The 19767-nt window shown below is 73.3% G+C and carries 16 protein-coding genes; 4 read left to right on the top strand and 12 right to left on the bottom strand.

Annotation, left to right across the window (positions count from 1 at the left end; translation table 11 throughout):
- Positions 1-64 precede the first annotated feature (64 nt).
- The 7 genes from ACFV0O_RS19840 to rsmI all read right to left on the bottom strand — a co-directional run bounded on the left by ACFV0O_RS19840 (position 65) and on the right by rsmI (position 8329).
- Positions 65-1897 carry an ABC-F family ATP-binding cassette domain-containing protein gene (locus ACFV0O_RS19840; protein WP_380343296.1) on the bottom strand — a complete coding sequence of 611 codons (1833 nt, stop codon included), beginning with the start codon at positions 1895-1897 and terminating at the stop codon, positions 65-67.
- A 201-nt stretch (positions 1898-2098) separates the two neighbouring features.
- Positions 2099-3019, bottom strand: coding sequence for a 4-(cytidine 5'-diphospho)-2-C-methyl-D-erythritol kinase (locus tag ACFV0O_RS19835; protein ID WP_380343293.1), 921 nt, complete (start codon positions 3017-3019; stop codon positions 2099-2101).
- The gene (gene rsmA, locus ACFV0O_RS19830; protein ID WP_380343290.1) at positions 3016-4032 is read right to left on the bottom strand and encodes a 16S rRNA (adenine(1518)-N(6)/adenine(1519)-N(6))-dimethyltransferase RsmA; all 1017 of its coding nucleotides are present in this window, start codon (positions 4030-4032) and stop codon (positions 3016-3018) included. The genes ACFV0O_RS19835 and rsmA overlap by 4 nt, the downstream gene beginning before the upstream one ends.
- A 179-nt stretch (positions 4033-4211) precedes the next feature.
- Positions 4212-5090, bottom strand: coding sequence for a TatD family hydrolase (locus ACFV0O_RS19825; RefSeq protein WP_360259278.1), 879 nt, complete (start codon positions 5088-5090; stop codon positions 4212-4214).
- Between the two features lies 1 nt (position 5091).
- Complete coding sequence (metG, locus tag ACFV0O_RS19820) at positions 5092-6714, bottom strand: methionine--tRNA ligase (protein WP_380343286.1); 1623 nt, start codon at positions 6712-6714, stop codon at positions 5092-5094.
- 84 nt (positions 6715-6798) lie between these two features.
- The gene (locus tag ACFV0O_RS19815) at positions 6799-7224 is read right to left on the bottom strand and encodes a hypothetical protein (RefSeq protein WP_380343285.1); all 426 of its coding nucleotides are present in this window, start codon (positions 7222-7224) and stop codon (positions 6799-6801) included.
- 235 nt (positions 7225-7459) lie between these two features.
- The gene (gene rsmI / locus ACFV0O_RS19810) at positions 7460-8329 is read right to left on the bottom strand and encodes a 16S rRNA (cytidine(1402)-2'-O)-methyltransferase (RefSeq protein ID WP_380343282.1); all 870 of its coding nucleotides are present in this window, start codon (positions 8327-8329) and stop codon (positions 7460-7462) included.
- Between the two features lie 96 nt (positions 8330-8425).
- Here rsmI and ACFV0O_RS19805 point away from each other — a divergent pair, with 96 nt between their 5' ends.
- Positions 8426-10234, top strand: coding sequence for a dolichyl-phosphate-mannose--protein mannosyltransferase (locus ACFV0O_RS19805; RefSeq protein WP_380343280.1), 1809 nt, complete (start codon positions 8426-8428; stop codon positions 10232-10234).
- 214 nt (positions 10235-10448) lie between these two features.
- Positions 10449-12212 (top strand): penicillin-binding transpeptidase domain-containing protein, encoded by a 1764-nt coding sequence (locus ACFV0O_RS19800; RefSeq protein ID WP_360259269.1) that lies wholly within the window; start codon positions 10449-10451, stop codon positions 12210-12212.
- A gap of 52 nt (positions 12213-12264) precedes the next feature.
- Here the strand turns inward: ACFV0O_RS19800 and ACFV0O_RS19795 are convergent, their stop codons facing one another.
- The 5 genes from ACFV0O_RS19795 to ACFV0O_RS19775 form a co-directional block, all read right to left on the bottom strand.
- Complete coding sequence (locus tag ACFV0O_RS19795) at positions 12265-13695, bottom strand: glycosyltransferase family 87 protein (RefSeq protein WP_380343278.1); 1431 nt, start codon at positions 13693-13695, stop codon at positions 12265-12267.
- A gap of 128 nt (positions 13696-13823) precedes the next feature.
- Positions 13824-15317: an amino acid permease gene (locus ACFV0O_RS19790; RefSeq protein ID WP_380343276.1), complete on the bottom strand. Its 1494-nt coding sequence runs from the start codon at positions 15315-15317 to the stop codon at positions 13824-13826.
- A 249-nt stretch (positions 15318-15566) separates the two neighbouring features.
- Complete coding sequence (locus ACFV0O_RS19785) at positions 15567-15704, bottom strand: hypothetical protein (protein WP_380343273.1); 138 nt, start codon at positions 15702-15704, stop codon at positions 15567-15569.
- Complete coding sequence (locus ACFV0O_RS19780) at positions 15701-16387, bottom strand: ABC transporter (protein WP_380343270.1); 687 nt, start codon at positions 16385-16387, stop codon at positions 15701-15703. The genes ACFV0O_RS19785 and ACFV0O_RS19780 overlap by 4 nt, the downstream gene beginning before the upstream one ends.
- The gene (locus ACFV0O_RS19775) at positions 16384-17256 is read right to left on the bottom strand and encodes an ATP-binding cassette domain-containing protein (protein ID WP_380343267.1); all 873 of its coding nucleotides are present in this window, start codon (positions 17254-17256) and stop codon (positions 16384-16386) included. Before ACFV0O_RS19775 ends, ACFV0O_RS19780 begins: the two co-directional genes overlap by 4 nt.
- A 188-nt stretch (positions 17257-17444) precedes the next feature.
- Between ACFV0O_RS19775 and ACFV0O_RS19770 the strand changes: the two genes are divergently transcribed.
- Both ACFV0O_RS19770 and ACFV0O_RS19765 read left to right on the top strand, forming a co-directional pair.
- Positions 17445-18773: a VWA domain-containing protein gene (locus tag ACFV0O_RS19770; RefSeq protein ID WP_380343264.1), complete on the top strand. Its 1329-nt coding sequence runs from the start codon at positions 17445-17447 to the stop codon at positions 18771-18773.
- A gap of 2 nt (positions 18774-18775) precedes the next feature.
- Positions 18776-19639, top strand: a complete 864-nt coding sequence (locus ACFV0O_RS19765) for a peptidase (RefSeq protein ID WP_380343261.1) — start codon at positions 18776-18778, stop codon at positions 19637-19639.
- Positions 19640-19767 lie beyond the last annotated feature (128 nt).

The following is a 19767-nucleotide window of genomic DNA, read 5'->3' as shown; positions in this document are numbered from 1 at the left end:
GCCAAGCAACCGACCGACCAAACGGCCGAGCGGCCGGGGACCCACCGACCGCCGGTCCGCAGGGTCAGACCTGCTCGGCCAGCTCCAGCCAGCTCATCTCCAGCTCCTCCTTCTCGTCCCGGACCGCGCGCAGCTGCCCGTCCAGCTCCGCGACCTTGGAGAAGTCGGCGGCGTGCTCGGCGAGTTGGGCGTGCAGCTTGGACTCCTTCTGGTCCAGCTTGGCGATCTGCCGCTCCAGCTTCTGCATCTCCTTCTTGGCGGCCCGCAGGTCCCCGCCGGAGAGGCCGGGGGCGGCGGTGTCCGCGGCTGCCGCGGGAGCCGCCGAGGCGGTGGCGGTCTGGGCAGCCTGGGCGGCCGCGGCGGCCATCCGTGCGCGCCGCTCCAGGTACTCGTCGATGCCGTTCGGCAGCATCCGCATCTTCTTGTCGCCGAGCAGGGCGTGGACGACGTCGGTCGTCCGCTCGATGAAGAAGCGGTCGTGGCTGATGACGACCATCGAGCCGGGCCAGCCGTCGAGGAGGTCCTCCAGCTGGTTGAGCGTCTCGATGTCCAGGTCGTTGGTCGGCTCGTCGAGGAACAGCACGTTGGGCTCGTCCATCAGCAGCCGCAGCAGCTGGAGGCGGCGGCGTTCGCCGCCGGAGAGGTCGCCGACCGGCGTCCACTGCTTGTCCTTGCCGAAGCCGAACTGCTCGCACAGCTGGCCGGCGCTCATCTCCCGGCCCTTGCCGAGGTCGACGCGGGAGCGGACCTGCTCGACGGCCTGCAGCACCCGGGTGGTCGGTTCGAGCTCGGCGACCTCCTGCGACAGGTAGGCGAGCCGGACGGTCTTGCCGACCTTGATGACGCCCGACTCGGGCTGCACGTCGCCCTCGCTCGCGTAGGCGTCGCGCAGGGCGCGCAGCAGCGAGGTCTTGCCGGCGCCGTTGACGCCGAGCAGGCCGATCCGGTCGCCGGGGCCGAGCTGCCAGGTGAGGTTCTCCAGCAGCAGCTTCGGGCCGGCCTTGACGGTCACGCCTTCCAGCTCGAAGACGGTCCTGCCGAGCCGCGCGTTGGCGAACTTCATCAGCTCGGACTTGTCGCGCGGGTCGGGCACGTCGGCGATCAGGGCGTTGGCCGCCTCGATGCGGTAGCGCGGCTTGGAGGTGCGGGCGGGGGCGCCGCGGCGCAGCCAGGCGAGTTCCTTGCGGGCGAGGTTCTGGCGCTTCTGCTCCTCGACGGCTTCGATCCGGGAGCGTTCGGCGCGGGCGAAGACGTAGTCGGAGTAGCCGCCCTCGTACTCGTGCACCTCGCCGTGCTGGACGTCCCACATCCGGGTGCAGACCTGGTCGAGGAACCAGCGGTCGTGGGTGACGCAGACCAGGGCGGAGCGTCGCTTCTGCAGGTGTTCGGCGAGCCAGTTGATGCCCTCGACGTCGAGGTGGTTGGTGGGCTCGTCGAGGACGATCAGGTCGGGCGAGCCGAGCAGCAGCTTGGCGAGGGCGATGCGGCGGCGCTCGCCGCCGGAGAGCGGGCCGATGACGGTGTCGAGGCCGTCGGCGAAGCCGGGCAGGTCGAGGCCGCCGAAGAGGCCTTCGATGATGTCGCGAATCCGGGCGTCGCCGAGCCATTCGTGGTCGGCCCGGTCGGCGATCACTTCGTGCCGGATGGTGGCTTCGGGGTCGAGCGAGTCGTGCTGGGTGAGGACTGCCAGCTGGAGGCCGCCGGAGTGGGTGATCCGCCCGCTGTCGGGTTCCTCCAGTTTGGCGAGCATCCGGATCAGGGTGGTCTTGCCGTCCCCGTTGCGGCCGACGACGCCGATCCGGTCGCCCTCGCTGACGCCGAGGCTGACCGCGTCCAGCAGGGCGCGGGTGCCGTAGACCTTCGTGACGGACTCGATGGTGGCGAGGTTGACGGCCACGTGTGCTGCGCTCCTGGGTTCGGCGGTCGCGGGGCGGACCACCGCCCCTGGCTCGGGTGACCCCGATCTCCCCAGCCTAATGGGCCCGCAGCGGCGCCCTCGCCGCACTGCTACCGCAGCGGCACCCCCGCCGCACTGCTACCCCGGCGGCACCCCCGCCGCACTGCCGTCCCGGCGACGCGCCGCGCGGGGCGCGTCCTGCTACTGCGGCAGCAGGGCTGCCCCCGGCACCGGCCCGTACGTCGCGTGGGCCGTCCGGCAGGTACCGGAGGCGCGCAGGGCTTCGGCGACGGCGGCGGCCGCGTCGGCGTCCTTGGTGAGGAAGGCGCAGGTGGGTCCGGAGCCGGAGACGAGTGCCCCGAGCGCGCCCGCTTCGGTGCCGGCCCGCAGGGTGTCCGCGAGCGAGGGGCGCAGCGAGAGCGCGGCGGGCTGGAGGTCGTTGGCGAGCGCGTCGGCGAGGGCGACGGCGTCGCCTTCGGCGAGGGCGGCGAGCAGCGCCTGGTCGGCGTCGGGGGTGGGGACGTCGGTGTCGCCGGAGCCGGTGCCGGCCTGCTCGCGCAGCCTGTCGCACTCGCGGAAGACGGCGGGGGTGGACAGGCCGCCGTCGGCGACGGCGAAGACCCAGTGGAAGGTGCCCTCGACGGCCAGCGGTTCCAGGATCTCGCCCCGGCCGCGACCGAGCGCGACTCCGCCGAGGAGGGCGAACGGCACGTCCGAGCCCAGTTCCGCGGCGAGTTCGAGCATGGTGTCGAGCGGGGTGTCCAGCTGCCACAGCGCGTCGCAGGCGACGAGGGCGGCCGCACCGTCGGCGCTGCCGCCGGCCATGCCGCCGGCCACCGGAATGGCCTTGGCGATGTGCAGGTGCACGCCGGGGGCGGCGATGCCGTGGTGGGCGGCGAGGAGCCGGGCGGCGCGGGCGGCGAGATTGCTGTCGTCCAGCGGGACGGCGGCGGCGTCCGGTCCGGAGCAGGTCAGGGTGACGCCTTCCGCGAGGGTGGCGGTGACCTCGTCCCCGAGGGCGACGGCGAAGAACACGTTGGCCAGGTCGTGGAAGCCGTCGGCGCGCAGTCCGCCGACCCCCAGCTGGACGTTGACCTTCGCGGGCACCCGTACGGTGATCACTCGCTGTCCTTCGCGGTCTCGTCCTCCGCCGACCGGTCCGTCGCGGTCTCGTCCTCCGCCGACCGGTCCGTCACGGTCTCGTCCTTCGCCGCCCGGTACCTCGCCGACTGCTCCTTCGCCGACCCGTCCTTCGCAGTCCCGTCCTTCGCCGGCTTGTGCTCGGCGATCGCCGCGAACTGCTCGACCGTCAGCATCTCGCCGCGCAGCTTGTGGTCGATCCCGGCGGCGGCGAGCGCCTGCTCGGCCGCGGCGGGGGAGCCGGCCCAGCCGGCCAGTGCGGCGCGCAGGGTCTTGCGCCGCTGGGCGAACGCGGCGTCGACCACCGCGAACACCTCCTCGCGGCTGGCGCTGGTCTTCGGCGGCTCGCGGCGGATCAGCGAGACCAGCCCGGAGTCGACGTTGGGGGCGGGCCAGAACACGTTCCGGCCGATGGCGCCGGCCCGCTTCACGTCGGCGTACCAGTTGGCCTTGACCGAGGGGACGCCGTAGACCTTGTTGCCCGGCTTGGCGGCGAGCCGGTCGGCGACCTCGCTCTGCACCATGACGAGGGTCCGCTCGATGGTGGGGAAGGTCGCCAGCATGTGCAGCAGGACGGGCACGGCCACGTTGTACGGGAGGTTGGCGACGAGCGCGGTGGGGGCGGGCCCGGGCAGCTCGGTGACCTCCATGGCGTCGCTGAACACCAGGTCGAAGGCGTCCGCCTTGGCCGGCATCCGGCCCGCGACGGTGTCCGGCAGGTGCTGTGCCAGCACCGGGTCGATCTCGACCGCCGTGACGTGCCGCGCCACCTCCAGCAGCGCGAGGGTGAGCGAGCCGAGCCCCGGCCCGACCTCCACCACCGCGTCCTGCTCCGTCACGTCGGCGGCCCGGACGATCCGCCGCACGGTGTTGCCGTCGATGACGAAGTTCTGCCCGCGCTGCTTGGTCGGCTTCACGCCGAACGCGGCCGCCAGTTCCCGGATGTCGGCGGCGCCCAGCAGGTGGCTGTCAGGGGTGGGGTCGGTGGTGCTCACGCGCCAAGGATACGGGCGCGGGGGTCGCCGTCCGGACGCGTCGACCCGGACGGCGGCTCCCGGCACCGCCCCGGACGACGCACCGGCCGCCCCTCGCTCCCCGACCGGACCTGAGCGAACCCGACCCGACCCGACCGGACTTAACCGAACCCGACCCGACCGGACCCGACCGACCCCGGTCAGTACCCGAAGGCCCGCGCCGTGTTCTCCGCGACGGCCGCCGACAGCTCGTCCTCGTGCAGCCCCAGCGTGGCGGCCATCGAGCGCACCGTGACCGGGATCAGGTACGGGGCGTTGGGCCGGCCGCGGTAGGGGTGCGGGGTGAGGAAGGGGGCGTCGGTCTCGACCAGGATCCGGTCGAGCGGGGTGGCGAGCAGCGCGTCCCGCAGCGGCTGGTTGGCCTTGAAGGTGACCGGGCCGGCGAAGGAGAGGTACCAGCCGTGCTCGGCGCAGGTCTTGGCCATCTCGGCGTCGCCGGAGTAGCAGTGGAAGACGGTCCGTTCCGGGGCGCCTTCCGCGAGCAGGACGTCGATGACGTCCTGGTGGGCGTCCCGGTCGTGGATGACGAGGGCTTTGCCGTGCCGCTTGGCCATGTCGATGTGGCGGCGGAACGATTCCTTCTGGATCTCCACGCCCTCGGGCCCGGTGCGGAAGTAGTCGAGGCCGGTCTCGCCGACCGCCCGGACCTGGGGCAGGGCGGCGAGCCGGTCGATCTCGGCGAGCGCCTCGTCGAGGGCGGCGGCGCCGCCGGCGGTGCGCTGCTGCCCGGACCAGCCGTCCGCGTCGCCGAGGAAGATCCGCGGCGCCTCGTTGGGGTGCAGGGCGACGGCCGCGTGCACCTGTTCGTACTGGGCCGCCAGTTCGGCGGCCCAGCGCGAGCCGGGCACGTCGCAGCCCACCTGGACCACCGTGGTGACCCCGACCGAGGCGGCGCGGGCCAGGCCTTCGGCCGGGGTGCCGGACTGCATGTCGAGGTGGGTGTGCGAGTCGGCCACCGCCACGGCCAGGGGTTCCGGCAGCGGCGGCGGGGTCGACCGGTCGTCGTCCTTGGCGGCCACGTCAGGCGGCCGGCTTCTCTTCGAGGCGCGGGAAGAGGATCTCGCCCTTGGTGACGGTGGCGCCGGCGGGGAGCCGGCCCCAGTCGGCGGCGGTGGCGACGGTCTGCGCGGGGAGCGCGCCCAGTCCGGCGGCGTCGGCGCCCAGCGAGTCCCACAGCTTCTCGGCGGTGGACGGCATCACCGGGTTGAGCAGGACGGCGGTGGCGCGCAGCGACTCGGCGGCGGTGTAGAGGATGGTCGCGAGGCGCGCCCGGCCCTCCTCCGAGTCGTCCTTGGCGACCTTCCAGGGCTCCTGCTCGGTGATGTAGCCGTTGACCTGCTTGACGAACTCGAAGATCGCCGCGAGGCCGCCGGCGAAGTCCAGCTCCTCGCCGATCTTCCGGTCGGCGGTCGCGACGGCCTTGGTCAGCCCGTCGGCGACGGCCTGTTCGGCGTCGCCGGGGGCGGCGGAGGCCGGCAGCACCCCGTCGAAGTACTTGCCGACCATCGCGGCGACCCGGGAGGCCAGGTTGCCGAAGTCGTTGGCGAGTTCGGAGGTGTAGCGGGCGGTGAAGTCCTCCCAGGAGAACGAGCCGTCCGTGCCGAACGGGATCGCCCGCAGGAAGTAGTAGCGGTAGGCGTCCACGCCGAAGTGCGAGGTCAGGTCGGTGGGCGCGATGCCGGTCAGGTTGGACTTGGACATCTTCTCGCCGCCGACCATCAGCCAGCCGTTGGCCACGACGCGCTTGGGCAGCGGCAGTCCGGCGGCCATCAGCATGGCGGGCCAGATGACGGCGTGGAAGCGGAGGATGTCCTTGCCGACCAGGTGGACGGACGCGGGCCACAGTTCGGCGAAGCGCTCCGGGTCGCTGCCGTAGCCGGCCGCGGTGATGTAGTTCTGCAGCGCGTCGACCCACACGTAGAGGACGTGCTTCTCGTCCCAGGGCAGCGGTACGCCCCAGTTGAAGGTGGAGCGGGAGATCGAGAGGTCCTGCAGGCCCTGCTCGACGAAGCGCAGCACCTCGTTGCGGGCGGACTCGGGGGCGATGAAGCCGGGGTTCTCGGCGTAGAACTCCAGCAGCTTCTCGCCGTAGGCCGACAGGCGGAAGAAGTAGTTCTCCTCCTCCAGCCACTCCACCGGCTTCTTGTGGATCGGGCAGAGCTTCTCGTCCTCGGCCGCGCCGTCGAGCAGCTCGTTGGGGAGCTTGTACTCCTCGCAGCCGACGCAGTAGGGGCCGGAGTAGCCGCCCTTGTAGATCTCGCCCTTGTCGTACAGGTCCTGGACGAACTCCTGCACGCGGTCGGTGTGGCGCTGCTGGGTGGTGCGGATGAAGTCGTCGTTGGCGATCTCCAGGTGCTCCCAGAGCGGCTTCCAGGCTTCCTCGACCAGCTTGTCGCACCACTCCTGCGGGCTGACGCCGTTCGCCTCGGCGGTCCGCATGATCTTCTGACCGTGCTCGTCGGTGCCGGTCAGGTACCACACCTTCTCGCCGCGCTGGCGGTGCCAGCGGGTGAGGACGTCGCCCGCCACGGTGGTGTACGCGTGGCCCAGGTGGGGGCGATCGTTGACGTAGTAGATCGGGGTGGAAACGTAGTACGCCGGGGCGCTCGCCCCGGTGGTGCTGTGGTCTGCAGTGGCCGCCATGGTCGGAAAGCTTAGTCGGGCACGCGCACCGCCCTCGACCGAGTTGTTCCCCGGCCGGGGGCGGTCCTTCCCGCGTCCTCGGTGTCAGCCCAGCAGCCGCGACCAGAACCGGGCCCAGCGTCCGCGCGGCTTGTCGGGCTCGGGCGCCGGGAGCGGCCCGGCCGGCTCGGCGTGCGCCGAGAAGCCGGGGGCGTGGTGCCAGGGCTGTTCGGCGGAGGACACCCGGCCCTCGCGCATGATCCGGACGGTGTGGCCACCGCACCCGGGGCAGGTCGGCTTGAGCAGCGGGGACGGCACCCGGACGCCGTTGGCGTGGTACTCGAAGACGACGTGCCCGTCCTTGGCCACGTGGTGCTCGATGTCGTACGCCTGCTCCCAGCCGTACCCGCAGCGCAGGCACGCGAAGGAGTAGGCCTCCCGTACGGTCTCGACGGGAGTGTGCCCGCGGCCGGCCAGGCCTGCGGTGCTCAGTGCGTTGCCACTGCGGGGGCTACCGACGATCTCGCTCATAGCCGTCTCCCAGCGCCCGCCGGGCGCTCGCCCGGCTGGGTCTTTCCCTTTCAGGAAATGCCCGGACCGCCTCGGCCGATGCCCCGCTTGTGAAGAATTGGATGCGGGTTGGGAAGCCCTATACGAAGGGCCTCCCAGGGACCGAAAACCGCGACCGAAACTTCAGCTCAGCGGGTGTTTACCGGGGCCTTCCCTCCAAGGTACGACTACCCGTGCGCAACGCAACCCCCGGAATTCACCCCTTTTTCGGAGCCGCGTCCAGGCCTTCCTTCTTGGCCGCCACGACGGCGTCGAAGACCTCCCGCTTGGGCAGCGAGAGCTCGGTCGCGACGGCCGCGATGGCTTCCTTGCGCCGCTCCCCCGCCTCCTCGCGCACGGCCACGAGCCGGGCCAGCTCGGCCGGGGTCAGCTCCTGCGGCGCGGCCGGCGGGGCTCCGGCGACGACGACGGTGATCTCGCCCCTGACGCCGTCGGCGGCCCAGGCCGCCAGTTCGCCGATCGGACCGCGCTTGACCTCCTCGTAGGTCTTGGTGAGCTCGCGGCAGACGGCGGCGGGACGTTCCGGTCCGAACGCCTCGGCCATCGCGGCCAGCGCCTCGGCGATGCGGTGCGGCGCCTCGAAGAAGACCATGGTGCGCGGTTCGGCGGCGACCGAGGCGAGCTGCCGGGCCCGGTCGCCGGTCTTGCGCGGCAGGAAGCCCTCGAAGGTGAAGCGGTCGACGGGCAGGCCGGACAGTGCGAGCGCGGTGAGCACCGCAGACGGCCCGGGCACCGCGGTGACCTTGACGCCGGCCTCGACGGCCGCGGCGACCAGCCGGTAGCCGGGGTCGGAGACCGAGGGCATGCCGGCGTCGGTGACCAGCAGCACCCGGGCGCCGCCGAGCAGCGCGTCGACCAGTTCGGGGGTGCGGCCGACTTCGTTGCCCTCGAAGTACGAGACGACCCGGCCGGCCGGGGTCACCCCGAGTGCCTGGGTGAGCCGGCGCAGCCGCCGGGTGTCCTCCGCCGCGATGACGTCCGCCGTGGCCAGTTCGTTGACCAGTCGGGGCGGGGCGTCCGAGACGTCGCCGATGGGGGTGCCTGCGAGAACGAGTACTCCTGTCACGGGCCCCATCCTTCCAGCTGCCGCCGCGCGGGGCTTTTGGTGACGATTCGGGCAGCTTCCGAGGGAGCGGACACGCGTACGAAGAGCGCCCCTACGATGTGGCGGATGAACGGCGACACGGCGGCGCAGACGCCCACGGGTACGGACCACTCCGCGCGGGGCGGCGTCGGTGTGCCGTCACCCCGCCCGGCGGGGTCCGCCGCCCCCGCCGTCCCCGCGGCCCCCACGTGGCGGGAGCGCCTGGCCGGCCACGGCTACCGCGCCCGCCCGACGGTGCCGCTGGCCGAGCGCCTGGTGCCGCCGATGCCGGACGGCCCCCGGGTGACCCCGCGCGACGTGCCGCAGTCGCCGCTGCTGCTGCGCCTGGGCTTCTCCCTGCCGCAGGGCCTGTGGGTCTTCCTGTGCCGCTGGGCGGGCTGGCTGGGCCCGGTCGCGGTGGCGGTGTTCGCCGGGATCCTGCGCTTCACGAACCTCGGCCAGCCGCACGCGATCATCTTCGACGAGACGTACTACGCGAAGGACGCCTACGCGCTCTGGCACGGCGGCTACGAGATCAGCTGGCCGGAGGACGCCAACACGACGATCATGACGCCCGGCGCGGCCGTCCCGTACCGGGCGGCGCCCTCGTACGTGGTCCATCCGCCGGTGGGCAAGTGGATCATCGGCGCGGGTGAGCAGCTGTTCGGCATGAACCCCTTCGGCTGGCGCTTCGCGGTGGCCCTGCTCGGCACCCTGTCGGTGCTGATGCTGGCCCGGATCGCCCGCCGGATGTTCCGCTCGACCCTGCTGGGCTGCGTGGCCGGCCTGCTGCTCTCGGTGGACGGCCTGCACCTGGTGCTCAGCCGGGCCGCGCTGCTGGACCTGGTGGTGATGTTCTGGATCGTCGCCGCCTTCGGCTTCCTGCTGCTGGACCGCGACCGCACCCGGGGGCTGCTCGCCGAACGGCTGGGCGGGGTGGCGGACCCGGAGCTCGCCCAGCGGCTGGGCCTGGGCTGGCGCCCGTACCGGATCGCGGCCGGCGTCTGCATCGGCCTGACCTGCGCCACCAAGTGGAGCGGCCTGTACGTGATGGCGGCGTTCGGCCTGATGTCCGTGCTCTGGGACGTCGGCGCCCGCCGCCTGGCCGGCGCCCCGCGCCCGTACCGTGCGGTGCTCGCCCGGGACGTGGCACCGGGCTTCGTCTCGCTCGTCGTGCTCCCGATCGCGGTCTACGTCGCGTCCTGGTGGGGCTGGTTCGCCAGCAGCAACGCCCCGGGGAAGGGCGGCTGGGGCCGGGACTGGGCGGTCGGCCGCTCCACCGACTTCCCGTGGATACCCGAGGGCCTGCGCGCCCTGTGGCACTACCACACGACGGTCTACGAGTTCCACACCCACCTGAGCGACCCGCACACCTACCAGTCCAACCCGTGGTCCTGGCTGGTGCTGGGCCGGCCGGTGTCCTTCTACTACGAGTCCCCCAAGCAGGGCCAGGCCGGCTGCACCGTCGCCGACTGCGCCCGCGAGGTGCTGGGCATCGGCACCCCGCTGCTCTGGTGGACGGCCGTGGTGGCCCTGGTCTACTGCCTGTGGCGCTGGGCGTTCCGGCGGGACTGGCGGGCCGGCGCGCTGCTGTGCGGCCTGGCCGCCGGCTACCTGCCCTGGTTCGCCTACCAGCAGCGGACGATCTTCCTGTTCTACGCGGTGGTCTTCGTCCCGTTCCTGGTGCTCGCGGTGACGATGCTGATCGGCGCCCTGATCGGCCCCGCCGACGCCTCCCGGGACCGCCGGATCATCGGCTCCGCGGCGGCCGGCCTGCTGGTGCTGCTGATCGTCTGGAACTTCCTGTTCTTCTTCCCGCTCTTCACCGGCCAGACCATCCCGCTGGACGACTGGCGCCGCCGGATGTGGTTCAACACCTGGATCTGACGGCCGGGTCCGCCGCCGGGTGCCCCGCCCGCGCTCCGGCGCACACCGCGTCCCCGCGTTTCGTCCGTATGCGGTGCACGACACGTACCAGATCCGTCACAAGTCCCGGGCGTTTCGTCGGCGCACCGATTCCGGCTGCCTAGGGTGGGGGCGTACCGCGTTTCCGGCCCCGGCCGGTTGCGCCCGGCCGCGAGACCCCTGGGGGAACTGCACCATGCGCAGTGGCGCGAAGATCGGCATCATCACCGGCGTGTCCATCGTCGTCCTCGCGGGCGGCGGCTACGCCGCGTACAGCCTGATGGGCGGCTCGGACTCCGGGTCCGGGGGCGCGAAGGCCCGCACGGTGGTCGCCGAGCCGCCCTCGGCCGACCAGGCGGCGGCCGGCGCGAAGGACTTCCTGGCGGCCTGGGCGGCCGGCGACATCGCCAAGGCGGCCTCGCTGACCGACGACCCGGCCGCCGCCACCACCGCGCTGACCGCGTTCAAGGACCAGGTGAAGCCGAGCGCGCTGACCCTCACCCCGACCGGTCCGACCACCCAGCAGGTCTTCTCCGCCGCCACCGGCACCCCGGCCCCGGCCAAGCCCACCGCCGGCGCCTCCGCGACGCCGTCGGCCGGCGCCCCGGGCGCCACCGACTCGCCGTCCGCCACCGCCGCGCCCGGGCCCACCGGCACGCTGATGAGCTTCAAGGCCCGTGCCGAGTTCGAGGGCACCAGCCGCGCCTGGGACTACCAGGGCTTCCTCGGCGTCGTGAAGATGAGCGACAACACCCCGGCCGTGCACTGGGCGCCGTCGGTGATCCACCCGCACCTGTCCGGCAACGAGACCATCGCCACCCAGCCGGTCTTCGCCCCGCCGTCCACCGTGGTCGACCGCAACGGCAAGCAGCTGCAGGCCGCCTCGCTCACTGCGGCGCTGATGAACAGCGTCCAGGAGAACTCCCAGAAGCTGCTCCCGCCGGACCCGACCAGGGACCAGGACGCGGGCAAGGCCGTGGTGATCAACGACCCGGCCGGCAAGGGCCCCTCGGACAAGCTGTTCACCATCGTCGAGCCCAAGCCCGGCAAGCCGTTCAAGGTGACCATCGACAACACCGTCCAGGCCGCCGCCGAGAAGGCGATGACCGACCTGGGCGGCAAGCCCGGCTCGGTCGTGGCGATCGAGCCGAGCACCGGCCAGGTGCTGGCCTTCGCCAACTCGCCCTCCATCGGTCAGAACCGGGCCTTCACCGGGCTGCTCGCGCCGGGCTCGACGATGAAGATCGTCACCTCGGCGGCGCTGCTGGAGGCCGGGATCAACCCGGACACCGTGGTGGCCTGCCCGGAGAAGAGCAGCAACGCGGTCGCGATCCCGAACGACTTCCCGGGCGCCTTCCCGAACAACACGCTCCAGCAGGACTTCATGGTGTCCTGCAACACGGCCTTCATCAACCAGGGCCTGACCAGCCTCAAGCCGGAGACGCTGTCCGGCACGGCCAAGGACGTGTTCGGCATCGGCCTGGAGTGGAAGACCGGCCTGCCGAACGCCGACGGCAAGATCCCGGCGACGCCGGGCAGCAAGGACGAGCAGGCCATGAACTACATCGGCCAGGGCAAGGTCCAGATGAACCCGCTGGCCATCGCCTCGATCACCGCCACCGTCCAGAGCGGGGCGTTCAAGCAGCCGATCCTGGTCGCCGGGCTGCCGCAGCAGGCCGCGGCCCGCCAGATCTCGCCGGACGTCGCCGGCAAGCTGCGCGCGATGATGAACGCCACCGCCGTCGGCGGCACGGCCAGCCAGGTGATGGCCGGGATCACCGACAACGCGGGCGCCAAGACCGGCTCCGCCGAGGTCCAGGGCGCGTCCACCACCAACAGCTGGTTCACCGCGTTCCGCGGCAACATCGCGGTGGCCGCCGAGGTCCAGGGCGGCGGCCACGGCGTCGACGCGGCCGGCCCGGCGGTGGCCGGCATCCTGAAGGCCGCCGCCGGCCGCTGAGGCCGTCCCCGGACGCCTCCCCGGCACCGGCCCGCCCGCTCACGGAGCCCGCTCAGCCTCGCGGCAGGGCGGGCTCCGGCACGTCCGGCACCAGGCCGGGCGGGGCCGGGCGCCGGCTGCTCCAGCGCCGGGCCGCCAGCCGGGGCCAGATCACCAGGACCACGGGCAGCGCCAGGTACCCGAACCGCCCGGCCGGGGCGAGCATGAAGGCGATCGCGAGCCCGGCAGCCAGCAGGTCGGCGGCGGCGATCGCGGAGACCGGCGGCCGGGCCAGCAGCCAGATCGCCACACCGATCAGGGCCACGGTCATCAGGGCGAGCGAGATGGTGTGCCCGGTCGGCCCGAACCCGGCCAGCACCTTGCCGGGCAGCGGGCTGCCCGCCGGGGTGCGGATCGCGGTCATCCCGAGCGGGAAGCGCACCACCTGCTCGCGCAGCGCGTCCGCCTGGGTCAGGACGGAGGGCAGGATCACCGCCACGCTCACCCCGGTCCCGATCAGCGCGGTGCGGGCGGCGGGCCGGCGGCCGTAGAGCCGCCAGAGCAGCAGGACGGCGACGGGCAGCGCGGGCCAGGCCGTCCACTTCAGGGTGCAGGCGAGGGCGAGCACCAGTCCGGCGCCGACGGTGCGGTCCCGCTCGGCGAGCGCCATGGCGAGGCAGCAGACGCCGATCAGCGGCAGGTCCACCCCGCCGACCACCAAGGCGAGCGCTATCAGCGGCGAGGCGGTGAGGACGGCCAGCGGAAGCAGCGGCGCGCGCGGGTCGCCGCCGGGGCGGGAGGGGCGCAGCAGCCGCCAGGCGGCCAGCAGGCAGACGAAGAAGGTCAGGGCGAACCAGATCCGGGCGTCCCCGGCGACCCTGGCGAAGGCGGTGGAGTCGCCGAGCAGCTGGCGCGGCAGCCCGAACAGGGCCATCGCCGGCAGGTACGGGTTGTAGTCGGTGACCACCACCGGGTGCGGCAGGTAGACGTCACCGGTGGTGAGCAGCAGGTGGGCCGAGCGTTCGACCACCATGACCTCGGACTGGTGGCGGCCGTGCAGGGCGAGCAGTCCGAGCGGCAGGAGCACGGCGCCGACGAGGGCCACCGCGGCGGCGGCACGGGCCGCGAAGCGGCGCGGCAGGGTCAGGCAGAGCAGTCCGGCCAGGGCGTAGGCGGGGGCCGCGATCAGGCCCCACTGCCGCTGGTTGGCCAGGTCGGAGACGAGCGGGAAGGCGGCGGCCCAGCCGGCCGCGATCAGGCAGCCGAGCAGTTGGACGGTCCGCATCGAGGCGAGACCGGCGAGCGTGGCGGGATTCAGCCGATCGGGCGTGGGCGGAAACGTGCTCTCGCCACGCTGGCGGGGGAACGGCCGGGTCGAGAAGCCTCTCGGGGGTCGTCCTGATCCGGACGACGTCTCGGTCGCGAAGGTCTGGGCCGGCGTTCTGCGGCGGCCGGTGAAGCGGCCGCGCGGGCGGGAGAAGCCGGGCGTGCGGGTGCTCACCATGGTGGAAGGTTATGGGTGCGGGCCCGGCCCTGTCGCCATGGCGTCGGGCACTGGGCGGGTGACGGCACGAAAAGGGCCGCCGGGTGTCCTGTCGGTCGGCGGCCCTTCACGTCGGATTCGCCTGGGGGTCAGTCGGCGGTGCGGTCGGCCGGAACGGCCTCCGGCTGCTCGGCCTGCTCCAGCCGCGAGTGCTTGACGCTGTAGCCGAAGTAGACGACCACGGCGACGGCGAGGGCGATCCCGCCGGCCCGGAAGGTGTCGGCGTGCAGGCCGGTGATCAGGTAGATGCAGAAGGCCACGCTGAGCAGCGGGACGACCGGGTAGCCGGGCACCCGGAAGCCGCGCGGCAGGTCGGGCTGGGTGCGGCGCAGCACGATCACGCCGATCGAGACCACCGAGAAGGCGATGAGGGTGCCGAGGCTGGTGATGTCGGCCAGGACGTTCAGCGGGACGAACGCGGCCAGCGCGCCCACGCCGACGCCGACCACGATGGTGTTCCAGATCGGGGTGCCGGTGCGCGGGGAGAGCTCGGCGAAGCGCTTGGGCAGCATGCCGTCGCGGCCCATCGAGTACAGGATGCGGGTCTGGCCGTAGATCACCACGAGGGTGATGCTGAAGATCGAGATGATCGCGCCGATCGCGAAGACCATCGCGGGCCAGGTCTGGCCGGTGATGTCCTGCAGGATCTGGGCGAGGCCGGCCTCCTGGCCGTCGAACTTGTTCCAGGGCTGGGCGCCGATGCCGGCGAGCGCGACCAGGATGTAGAGCAGGGTGACGACGACCAGCGAGATCATGATCGCCATCGGCAGGGTGCGGCGCGGGTTCTTGACCTCCTCACCGGCGGTGGACACGGCGTCCAGGCCGATGAAGGAGAAGAAGATGCTGGAGGCGGCGACCTGCACGCCGCCGATGCCGAGCGGCATGAACGGGGTCAGGTTGCCGGAGTGGAAGCCGGTCAGCGCGACGCCGACGAAGAGGATCAGGATGAGGATCTTGATCCCGACCATCACCGCGTTGACCTTGACCGACTCGCTCACGCCGCGGATCAGCAGGACGCAGACCATGGCGACCAGCAGCAGCGCCGGCAGGTTGAACCAGTGGGTGCCGTCGGGCGCGCCGGACAGTGCCTCGGGGATCTTGACCCCGAAGGCCAGGTCGAGGAACTTGTTCAGGTACTCCGCCCAGCTGACCGCGATCGCGGAGGCGGAGACGCCGTACTCCATCAGCAGGCAGATGCCGACGCCGAAGGCCACGCCCTCGCCGAGGGTGGCGTAGGCGTAGGAGTACGAGGAGCCGGAGACCGGGATCGCGGACGCCATCTCGGCGTAGCAGAGCGCGGTGAGTCCGGCGGTGATCGCGGCGATCACGAAGGACAGGATGACGGCCGGGCCGGCCGAGGGCACCGCGGTGTTCAGCACGAAGAAGATGCCGGTGCCGATGGTGGCGCCGATGCCGATCGAGGACAGCTGCCAGAGGCCGATCGAGCGGCGCAGGTGGATGCCGGAGCGGCCGCCCTCCTCGGGCGCGCCGGCCGGAAGGGCGTCACGCCCCTCGCTCTCCGCGATCAGGGTCGAGACGGGCTTGCGTCGCAGCAGACGCGCACCGAGGGTGTTGCTGGCCAAAACGGCGGTCCTTCTGGGCGGGGGAGGGTGTCCTGACGGCTGGTCGCCCGATCCCCCCGAGGGGGTGTCATTGTGGACCAACCGAACAAAGATGGGACAGTACCCGGCGAAAGCACCAGTGTCGCAAACGAACAGTCCGGGTACGCGCATTGTCCAAATCGGCACATATTGATGTACAAACCGGACACTTCGCAAACGGCGCATCGACCGCTGACCCGATAAAGCAGCAGCTCAGAGCGGTCACGGGGGTCATCGGCCGAGCGCCGCCCGCACCACCGAGCGGGCGAGCGGCGCAGCCGGGCCGCCACCCGGGCCGTCCGAGGCGTCACCGTCCGCCACCGCCACCGCCGCCACCAGCGCCGACCCCGCCCGGTCCGGTCCGCTCACTCCGGCCGCCGCCCCGCCAGCGCCGCGACGCCCGCGCAGCAGGCGGCCAGCAGCGCGACGGCGAGCAGCAGCTGCACCCACGGCACCGCGACCCGGCCCGTCCGGGCCGCCTCCACCAGGCCGCGCACCGCCGCGTTGGCCGGCGAGACCGGCACCACCAGCAGCAGCGTGGCCAGCGTCAGCGCCACCGGGATGCCGTACGGCCCGCGGATCAGCACCGGCCGGTCGGCCAGCGCCCCGGCCGACACCCCGAGCAGCGCGCAGACCACCGAAGCCAGCAGCCCGGCCAGCAGTGCCGAGCCGACCTCCGGCTGCGCCGTCGCGCCCCGGTTCGCCACCGGCCCGGCGGTCCACCACACCGCCAGCACCTGCCCGACCGCCAGCACCAGCGAGACCGTCAGCGCCGCCAGCAACGCGCCGAGGTGCACCCGGGCCGGCCCCGCCGCCGCGACCAGGCAGGCCCGCGAGGACGGCGGCTCCGCGGCCAGTGCGCCGCGGACGCACCAGGCGCTCACCGGCAGCAGCAGCCCCGCGCCGAGGCCGAGGCTGCCCAGCAGCGGGTCCCCCGCCTGCACCCCGATCACCAGCAGCAGCACGTACGTCAGGAAGGGCGGCAGCCACGCGTGCGAACGCAGCAGCAGCTCCAGGTGGTACCGCGCCAGCGGGCCGACCTGCCCCGTCACCGTTCCCCCTCGCTCGTCCCCGGCCCCGTCTCCCCGCACGCCCGCACCGCCAGCACCCGGACCGCCGGGCGGCCCAGCAGCAGCCGGCGCAGCAGCGCGTCCGAGTGCGCGGCCGGCACCGCCAGCCGCACCGCCGTCCCGGCCAGCGCGGTGCGCTCCGGCGCTCCCGGCAGCCGGTCCGGCAGCGGGGCGCCGTCCGGGACGTCCACCTCGACCTCCATCACCGGACCGCCCCGCGCCGGCACCGCCGTCGCGTCCTCGGCGGGCCGCAGCGCGCCGTCCGCGCCAACCAGGTACGCCGCGCTGGTGAGTCCCTCCAGCCGGGCCGGGTCGTGGTCGACGAACAGCACCGTGCCGCCCGCCGCCGCCCGTTCGGCGGCCGCTTCGTCCAGCACCGCCCGGGCCTGCGGGTCCAGGCCGGTCCAGGCCTCGTCCAGCAGCAGCACCCGGGCCTCGGCCAGCAGCGCCTGGGCGACCGCGACCTTCTGGCAGGTGCCCTTGGACAGCCGGCTCAGCGGGGTGCCCGCCCGGTCCGCGATGCCGAACCGGTCCAGCCACTCCCCCGCCCGCCGCCGTGCCCGATCCGCCGACAGGCCGTGCACCCGGCCGACCCGCACCAGGTACGAGACGACGTCGAACGGCAACGCCGGCGGGAAGCGTTCGGGTACGTACGCCGTCGGGCCGGGCCGTGCCACCCGGCCCGCGCTCGGCCGCTCGATCCCGGCGGCCAGCCGCAGCAGCGTCGACTTGCCGCTCCCGTTCGCCCCCGCGATCCGCACCAACTCCCCGGGGCCGGCGGACAGATCGACCCCGCGCAGGATCCACCGCCCGCCGCGCCCGTACCGCTTCCCGACCGCCGTCAGCTCCATGCGACCCCCGATCCGTCCACCGACCCAGAAGGCTATCCACGACGTGTAAGGCCGCTGTGAGCCCGGACTGCGCTGCCGCGCGCCGGAGTTCACGCCCGAGGTCGCGCCGGAGGTCGCACCGGAGTCGGTGGGTGCACGATCCGGTCCCGTTTCGCCATGGCGAACTGATGATCCCTAGGATCGGCCGGGTGACTACCGGACGACGACCACAGACCAGGCTCGGCAGCCTGCTGGGCGCCCTGGCGATAACGGGCGCCTCGCTGCTCCTCGGCCTGCCCGCCCACGCCGACGAACCATCAGCCGGCGCCCCCGCCCCCAAGGAGGCCCCCCGGGTCGACCTGATCCTGGACGTCAGCGGCTCCATGACCGCCACCGACATCCAGGGCAAGAGCCGCATCTCGGTGGCCCAGCAGTCGCTGAACGAGGTGATCGACGCGCTGCCCGCGGAGACCGAGTTCGGCATCCGCACCCTGGGCGCGACCTACCCCGGCAACGACAAGGTCCAGGGCTGCCAGGACACCAAGCAGCTGTTCCCGGTCGGCAAGACCAACAAGGTCGAGGCGAAGACCGCCGTCGCCACCCTGCGGCCCACCGGCTGGACCCCGATCGGCCTGGCCCTGCGCGGCGCCGCCCAGGACCTCGGCAAGGGCGAGACCACCCGCCGGGTGGTGCTGATCACCGACGGCGAGGACACCTGCACCCCGCCCGACCCCTGTGACGTCGCCCGCGAACTCGCCTCCCAGGGCATCCACCTGGTGGTCGACACCCTCGGCCTGGCCCACGACGACAAGACCCGCCAGCAGCTGCTCTGCATCGCCAACGCGACCGGCGGCACCTACACCGACGTGCGCACCCAGGAGCAGCTCACCGACAAGGTGAAGCAGCTGGTCGACCGCTCCAACGACACCTACACGGTGACGCCGGTCAAGACCTCCGGCACCGACAAGTGCGAGAGCGCCCCGGTGCTCGCCCCGGGCGTCTACACCGACCGCGAGAAGTTCTCCGAGCACCGCGTCTACAAGGTCCCGGTCAAGGCCGGCCAGGAGCTGCGCGCCTCGGTCAGCGTCGCGCTGGACCGCCCGGTGGCCCGGGACTACGGCGTCCTGCTGCAGGCCACCAGCGCCGCCGGCCAGGAGCTGGTCCGCGGCACCGACGCCGGCAGCAGCCGCACCGACGTGATCTCCACCGGCCTGCGCTGGTCCACCGCCGACTCCAAGGGCTACGTCACCGCGAGCCCGGGTTCCGCCTCGAAGGACCCGAAGGAGAAGCCGGAGACCGCCGTCTGCCTGGTCGTCAGCAACTCGCTGGCCCCGCAGGCCGGCGTGCAGGCCGACCCCGGCCTGCCGCTGGAGCTGACCGTGGACCTGGCCTCCTCCTCGCCCGCCCCCGAGGGCGCCGCGATGGGCCTCGGCCGCGGCTGGATCCTGCTGCTCACCCTCACCCTCGCGGGCCTGGTCTGCGGTCTGCTGTTCGGCTGGATCGCACGGTGGCGGATCGCCGTCTGGCGGGAGAACTGACCATGCGTACGATGATCCGCGGCGCCTTCGGCGCCCTCGCCCTGCTGCCCGCCCTCGCCCTGGGCGCGCCGGCCGCCTCGGCCGCGCCGTCCCCCTCGGCCAGCGCGAGCGGCACCCCGGCCCCGGCCACCAAGGCCGGCACCTCGTTCCTGACCGCGGTCAACCTCTCCCCCAACCAGGACGCCAACGTCGCCGTCTCCACCGGTGACTACCTGTACTGGGCGTTCGGCGCCTCCGAGGGGCAGACCCCGACGGTCAGCCTGAGCGTCAACCTGGCTCCCGCGAACGACCGGCACGGCCCGCAGACCTGGTCCGTCGAGGTCTTCGACGGGCTGCGCCGCCGCCAGGCCTGCACCGCGGGCACCCAGAACGCCACCGCCGACCAGGGCACCGCCACGCTGGCGCTCGACTGCACCCTGCGCGAGGTCCGCACCTGGGCCGAGCCGTGGTCCGGAGACCCGCTGCCCGGCACCTACTACGTGCGGCTGTCGGTCACCGACGTCCCGCAGCCGGACCTCGGCCTGGCCTCCTCCGTCCGGCTGCACGTCGCCGCCAAGGGCGACTCGGACAACGCCCAGCCGGAGGGCGGGGAGCTGAAGGCCCCGCTGGTCCCGCCGGCCGGCGGCGGCGCGAGCACCGCCAAGGCGGCCGCCCCGGTCGCGGAGGAGGAGCACTGGTACACCGGCTGGTTCTCCGGCTGGAACAGCCGCTGGTACTGGACGATCGGCGGCGGCTTCCTGGCCGCGCTGGCGGGCGTTCTCGGCTACCACCTGACCCGTCACCCGCACGGGCGGCGGCCCGGCCACCACGGCACCGTCCCGCCCCAGGGCTCGCACCACAGCGGCTCGTACGCCGACCGCCCCTGACGGGTCCCCGCACGGCGAGAGGGGCGGGGGGGGCGCGGGGGGACGGCCGCCCCGGGGCGCCGGGGGGGGGGGGGGTGGCGCGCCGGCGCGGCGCGGGGGGCGCGCGGCCGGGCGGCGCCGGCAGGCAC

Source organism: Kitasatospora sp. NPDC059577 (assembly GCF_042735475.1).
Lineage (GTDB): Bacteria > Actinomycetota > Actinomycetes > Streptomycetales > Streptomycetaceae > Kitasatospora.
Note: the sequence above shows the minus strand (reverse complement) of the source record. Positions and strands in the feature narration are given on the sequence as shown.

Coding starts and splice junctions, on each gene's coding strand:
- metG (WP_380343286.1), bottom strand. CDS start 6,714: ATGGCGGCCACTGCAGACCACAGCACCACCGGGGCGAGCGCCCCGGCG.
- ACFV0O_RS19815 (WP_380343285.1), bottom strand. CDS start 7,224: ATGAGCGAGATCGTCGGTAGCCCCCGCAGTGGCAACGCACTGAGCACC.
- ACFV0O_RS19805 (WP_380343280.1), top strand. CDS start 8,426: ATGTGGCGGATGAACGGCGACACGGCGGCGCAGACGCCCACGGGTACG.
- ACFV0O_RS19800 (WP_360259269.1), top strand. CDS start 10,449: ATGCGCAGTGGCGCGAAGATCGGCATCATCACCGGCGTGTCCATCGTC.
- ACFV0O_RS19795 (WP_380343278.1), bottom strand. CDS start 13,695: ATGGTGAGCACCCGCACGCCCGGCTTCTCCCGCCCGCGCGGCCGCTTC.
- ACFV0O_RS19775 (WP_380343267.1), bottom strand. CDS start 17,256: ATGGAGCTGACGGCGGTCGGGAAGCGGTACGGGCGCGGCGGGCGGTGG.
- ACFV0O_RS19765 (WP_380343261.1), top strand. CDS start 18,776: ATGCGTACGATGATCCGCGGCGCCTTCGGCGCCCTCGCCCTGCTGCCC.